This is a genomic window from Pseudoduganella sp. RAF53_2, assembly GCF_052113985.1.
Lineage (GTDB): Bacteria > Pseudomonadota > Gammaproteobacteria > Burkholderiales > Burkholderiaceae_D > Rugamonas.
Window position 1 is genome coordinate 1 of the sequence record NZ_JBFRDW010000455.1, and the last position, 5,050, is coordinate 5,050.

Genomic DNA, 5,050 nt, shown 5'->3' on the forward strand with positions numbered 1-5,050 from the left:
GTTGTATAGTGCGCCGGACTTGCCGGCAAAGCGCGCCAGTTCGACCGGGCGCCGCGCCGCGTCGGCCACCAGCTCGCCCAGGCCCTGCTGCAGGATGAAGTGGTAGTGCGACATCAGCGCCGACAAGCGCTGGCGCTGGCACATGCGATGGCTCAGCCAGGGACGGTAAATCTTGTGGATCAGGCGCGGCTGGGCGATGGCCAGGTCGCGCAGCACGCTGTGYGAATTGAGAAGGTGCAGCCAGCTGCTCGTCATGCGGGGACAGGCGAGGGCACGCAACTGCAGTTTCAACGCGGCAAAGGTTCGCGAGAGGTGAGACTTCCGTTCCAGCCCGGATCGGAGGGTGATGGACTGCATGTTGCGATGTCTCCTATTTTGTTTCCATTGGCAGAAACATATGGAAACAATACGTTACAATTCTGGCGATAGTATCTATAGGCATTTCTCGTTGCAATTGGTGAACGAACTTAGGGTCTTCCCTTATAACGTGCTCTGCGGCAACCCCTGTTTCTGCTGTAGCCGATGTGGATTGTTACAATACGATACGTAATACACTTAGTTGCGCTTTTTTCCTTATGCGTTTTTCGTTCCTGCTTCCGGCAAGCGTTTATGTGGCCGTTTATGTGATGTTCGACTGGCTCAGCTATGTCGAGCCGCTATTCGGCCTGAACATCACGCCCTGGAATCCCGATCCGGCCCTGGGCCTGCTGTTCTGGATGCACTACGGGCGCCGTGCGGCGCTGCCGTGGTTTATTGCGCTGATTGCGGGCGAGTTGTTCGTGCGCGGCATGCCGGCCGGTCCGGTGGTCACTGTGATCACGTCGGCCTGGCTGACGGCGGGCTATGGCCTGATCGGTGAAATGCTGCGCCGGCGCTTCAGTACCACCGAGCTGTTTGAGGACCGCGAGGACCTGTTCCGCTGGCTGACCATCATCGTGCTGGGCACCGCCCTGAATGGCGCGGTGTATATCGGTTTGCTGAAGATCGCCGGTCTGATCCCCTCCGGTAACTGGCCCACCGCCACACTGCGCTTTGCCATTGGCGATATGGTCGGTGTGCTGGTGACCATGCCCCTGCTATGGATGCTGGCGGCCCCGGGCCCGCGCGCACGCCTGCGCGCGGCGGTATGGCAGGTTGAGACCATCGGCTATCTGGCGCTGGCCATCTTCGTGCTGTGGGGGGTGTTCGGCTATATCCTGACGGCCGAATTCAAGCACTTCTATTTCCTCTTCCTGCCCGTGATCTGGGCTGCGACACGCCAGGGCGTGTACGGCGCAGCGCTGATCGTGTTCGTGCTGCAGCTGGCCATCGTTACGCTGGTGAAGGGCAACCGCGCACCGGACATCACGGTGCACGAGCTGCAGATGCTGGATGCGGCGCTGGCGCTGGTCGGCTTCTTTATCGGCATCGTGGTCGATGAGCACCGCAAAACCGAAGCGGAATTGCAGCAGACCTTGCGCCTGGCCGCCGCCGGCGAAATGGCGGCCGCGCTGGCGCATGAACTGAATCAGCCGATGACGGCGCTGGGCGCTTACGGCAAGGCCTGCGAGCACTTGCTGGAGCGGGGCGAGACGGGCGATATGCTGAAGAATGCCATCGGCCAGATGATTGCCGAGTCGGCGCGTGCGGCCGAGGTTGTGCGCCGCCTGCGCGACTTCTTCCGCACCGGCGCCATGCAGCTGGAAACGGTCAGCGTGGGCGCGCTGCTGGGCAGTATCGTGCAACAGTTCCGGGTGCTATTCCACGAACATGGGGTAGTGCTGGAGCTGGCCGAAGGTCCGCCGCAATCGGTGTTGGTGGACCGGCTGCAAATGGAGCTGGTGCTGCGTAATTTGCTGGCCAATGCGCTGGATGCCGTGCGCGCCCAGCCGGCCGGTGTGCGCCGCATCCAGGTGCGCGCCGAAGCCCTGGACGGCAAGCTGCGCCTGACCGTGGAAGATAGCGGCACAGGCGTCAGCCGCGACGTGGCGGCGCGCCTGTTCGAGCCATTCGTCTCGTCCAAGGCCAGCGGCATGGGACTGGGGCTGGTGCTGAGCCGGGCCATCGTGGAAGCCCATGGCGGTACTTTGTGGGCAGAAGTTGGCGATCACGGGGTATTCCGTTTTATACTTCCGGCGCTGGAGACTGGAGAACCAATTGTCAAATAACCTGACCGTCTTTATCGTGGACGATGACCCGTCGGTGCGTGACGCGCTTGGCCTGCTGCTGGGCGTGCGCGGCTATCGCACCGCTGTTTTCGCCAGTGGTGAAGCCTTCCTCAAAGCGTGGCAACCTGAATGGACCGGCTGCCTGGTGGCCGATATCCGCATGTCCGGCATGGACGGGCTGTCGCTGCAGCGTACCCTGATCGACAAGGGCTGCACCCTGCCGGTGATTATCGTAACGGGCCACGGTGACGTGAGCCTGGCGCGGGAAGCCTTCAAGGCGCGTGCCGTCGATTTCCTGGAAAAGCCGTTCGACGACGCCAAGCTGATTACAGCCATCGAAGAAGCCTTCTCGCTGGAGCGCAGCTCGCGCCAGGCGCTGGACCGCAAATCGCAATCGCGCCAGCTGGTCGATGAGCTGACCCCGCGCGAACGCGAAGTGATGGAGCTGGTGGTGATGGGGCGGCACAATCGCGAGATCGCACCGCAGCTGGGCATCAGCGTGCGCACCGTGGAAGTCCACAAGGCGCGCCTGATGGCTAAGCTAGGGGTTGATAATGTGGCTGACCTGGTGCGGATTGCAATGGCGCGCTGACCTTCTCGCTGCGCCATTTCATTACCACTTCAAATAGCCATTCCGGCTTCAGCGCGGCCATGCAGCTGCAGGTGGCCGCATCAGCGCAGCCTTCGCAGGGCTTGGGCATCACCAGGCTGATGGCGCGCTCGCCGAGGGCGCCCCAGCGCGCCGGATCGATCGGCTTCACCGGCGGGAACAGGCCCGCGGTCGGTCGGCCCAGCGCCGCCGCCATATGCAGCGGACCGGTGCCGCTGGCGATCAAGCCATCGCAGCCGCCGATCAGGGACGTGAACCCTGTCAGATCAAGCTTTCCACACACATTCACCACATTCGGCAGGGCCAGCAGCTCGGGTGCCTGTTCGGCCAGCAGCTTGCCTTCGGCAGCGCTGCCGGTCACCAGCACCCGCACGTCCGGCACGGTGCGCAGCAGGCGCGCCAGGGTGGTGAAATGCCCCAGCGGCCATTCGCGGCCGTTGCCGTTCGACTTGGGGTGCAGGATCAGGTTGAATTTGTTCTTGTCCAGCAGGGCGTCGGCATCGGGGTGGTGCGGGACGCTCAGGCCGTAGTAGCGCCAGGCCTGGCCGAGCGGCGGCACATAGTCCATGCCCAATGGCTTGAGCAGCTTGAAGTTCAGCTGCGCCTCATGCAGATTCGACTTCACGCGGCTGAAGTGGGCCAGCAGGTTGCAGAAGATCCAGTTGTAGTGGCGGCCGCTGGTGCCGACCCGGCGCCACACGCGGGCGCGCGCCGCCGTACCAGCCAGCTTGCGGGTCGGGAAGGCGAAGATGACGGTGTCGTATTCGTTTGCGCGCATATGGCTGGTGAGATCGCCCGCAGCTTCCACGGTGACGACTTTGTCTACATGCTCGCACTGGTTGACGATGGCGGAGGCGTAGGACCGGCACAGCAAGCTGATTTCGGCGCCCGGATACTGTTGCTTCAGGTAGCCGATCATGGGCAACGTCAGCACCACGTCGCCAATATTGTCGGTGCGGGTGATCAGCACCTTGCGCAGCGGCGGCTCCTGTTCCTGCGCGCGCAGGCAGAGGGCGGCGATGGCGCCGATCATGGTGATGTAGAAAATCTTCGGCGCCATCAGCCAGAACATCACGTCCGTCAGACCGAAGCCGATGAAGCTCAGAACCAGCACCAGGCCTGCCAGCGCGAGCGGACGCTGGCCACGGTCCGGCGCCCGCAGCTGGCGGGCGAACAGCGCGAGCGGGGCGCCATACATCGCCAGCAGCAGACCGAAATCCAGCAGGCCGCCGGTAGCCAGGCAGTGCAGCACGTCGTTGTGGGCGCTGGCGTATTCCAGCGCAGGCGATTGCTGCAGGCGGCCCTGGGCGGCCAGCGCACGCAGTACGACATCGAATTCATCGCGTCCCACGCCGATCCATGGATGCTCGCTGAACATCATCCAGGCGGCCTTCCACAATTCCAGGCGGATGCCGACCGAGGTCGTGGCATCGTTCAGCGTGAAGTAGCGGTGCACTTCCGTGGCGGCGATTTCGATGCGCATGGCCACGCCGGTGTGGGGAAGCGCGAGCGCGAGCAGGAACAGGGCCACAGCCACACCGCCTGCCACCAGAACGCGCTTGCCGTATATGTCGTAGCCAAAGCGCATCAGCGGCGCCAGCACCAGCAGCAATGCGAGCCAGCCGCCGCGCGAAGCGGACAAGATGGAGGCCACCATGCCCGCCAGTAGTGCAACGACTGGCAGGAAGGAGTAGCGGGTGTGGCGGAATTCGGAAAGGCCGCATAAGGCCATCACGCCCAGCGCCATGGCGAGGTCGCCGAAAGTAATGGCGTGATGCGTGAAGCCGACGGCGCGATCCAGCCCTTCCACGCCAAACTGCAGGGCGGCAATGACGGCGGAGGCGATGGCGCCAACGCACAGGCCCAGCCAGAACCAGCGTGCTTTGGGACGCAGATAATAGACCGCGCCAATGCAGCTCAGGCCAAGCATCAGGCGCGAGGGGCCGTCCAGGGTGTACAGTCCCTGATGGAACACGAGCATGCGTGCCAGCGAAACGAGGAAGTAGGCGAAGAACGCGAATACCACGGGACCGACCAGCGGCCAATGTTCGCGATAGGGGGCAAGGGCGCCGCGCCGGGCGTTCCAGAAGAACAGCAGCAGCAGCACGCCAAGCGTCGCGCCTAGTCCATGGCTGGTGCTCAGCGCAAGCGCCGGCAAGGCAAAAATCAGGATGGAGGAAAACAGACCGCCGCCAGTCTTCGGTAGCGGGGCGTGGCTGGCCATATCCATATGACGCGTGCAGAAAAGCCCCATTTTAGCAGCGCTGGCGCGGCGTCCGGCTCGTATATTATG

Annotated in this window: 4 protein-coding genes; 2 read left to right on the plus strand and 2 right to left on the minus strand. The window is 63.5% G+C overall.

Features of this window, described 5'->3' with window-relative positions; all coding sequences use genetic code 11:
• Positions 1–357, minus strand: a 357-nt coding sequence (locus AB4Z11_RS22725) for a DUF535 family protein (RefSeq protein WP_442027843.1), incomplete at its 3' end; no start/stop codon positions are given.
• 218 nt (positions 358–575) lie between these two features.
• Here AB4Z11_RS22725 and AB4Z11_RS22730 point away from each other — a divergent pair.
• Together AB4Z11_RS22730 and AB4Z11_RS22735 are read left to right on the plus strand one after the other, a co-directional pair.
• Entirely contained in the window at positions 576–2,147 is a 1,572-nt protein-coding gene (locus AB4Z11_RS22730) for an ATP-binding protein (RefSeq protein ID WP_442027845.1), read from the plus strand.
• Positions 2,137–2,739, plus strand: coding sequence for a response regulator transcription factor (locus tag AB4Z11_RS22735; protein ID WP_442027846.1), 603 nt, complete (start codon positions 2,137–2,139; stop codon positions 2,737–2,739). Before AB4Z11_RS22730 ends, AB4Z11_RS22735 begins: the two co-directional genes overlap by 11 nt.
• Here the strand turns inward: AB4Z11_RS22735 and AB4Z11_RS22740 are convergent.
• Positions 2,684–5,050: glycosyltransferase family 9 protein (locus AB4Z11_RS22740; protein WP_442027847.1), on the minus strand; the 2,367-nt coding region annotated here is incomplete at its 5' end. The two genes, AB4Z11_RS22735 and AB4Z11_RS22740, sit on opposite strands and share 56 nt — an antisense overlap.

Coding starts and splice junctions, on each gene's coding strand:
- AB4Z11_RS22730 (WP_442027845.1), top strand. CDS start 576: ATGCGTTTTTCGTTCCTGCTTCCGGCAAGCGTTTATGTGGCCGTTTAT.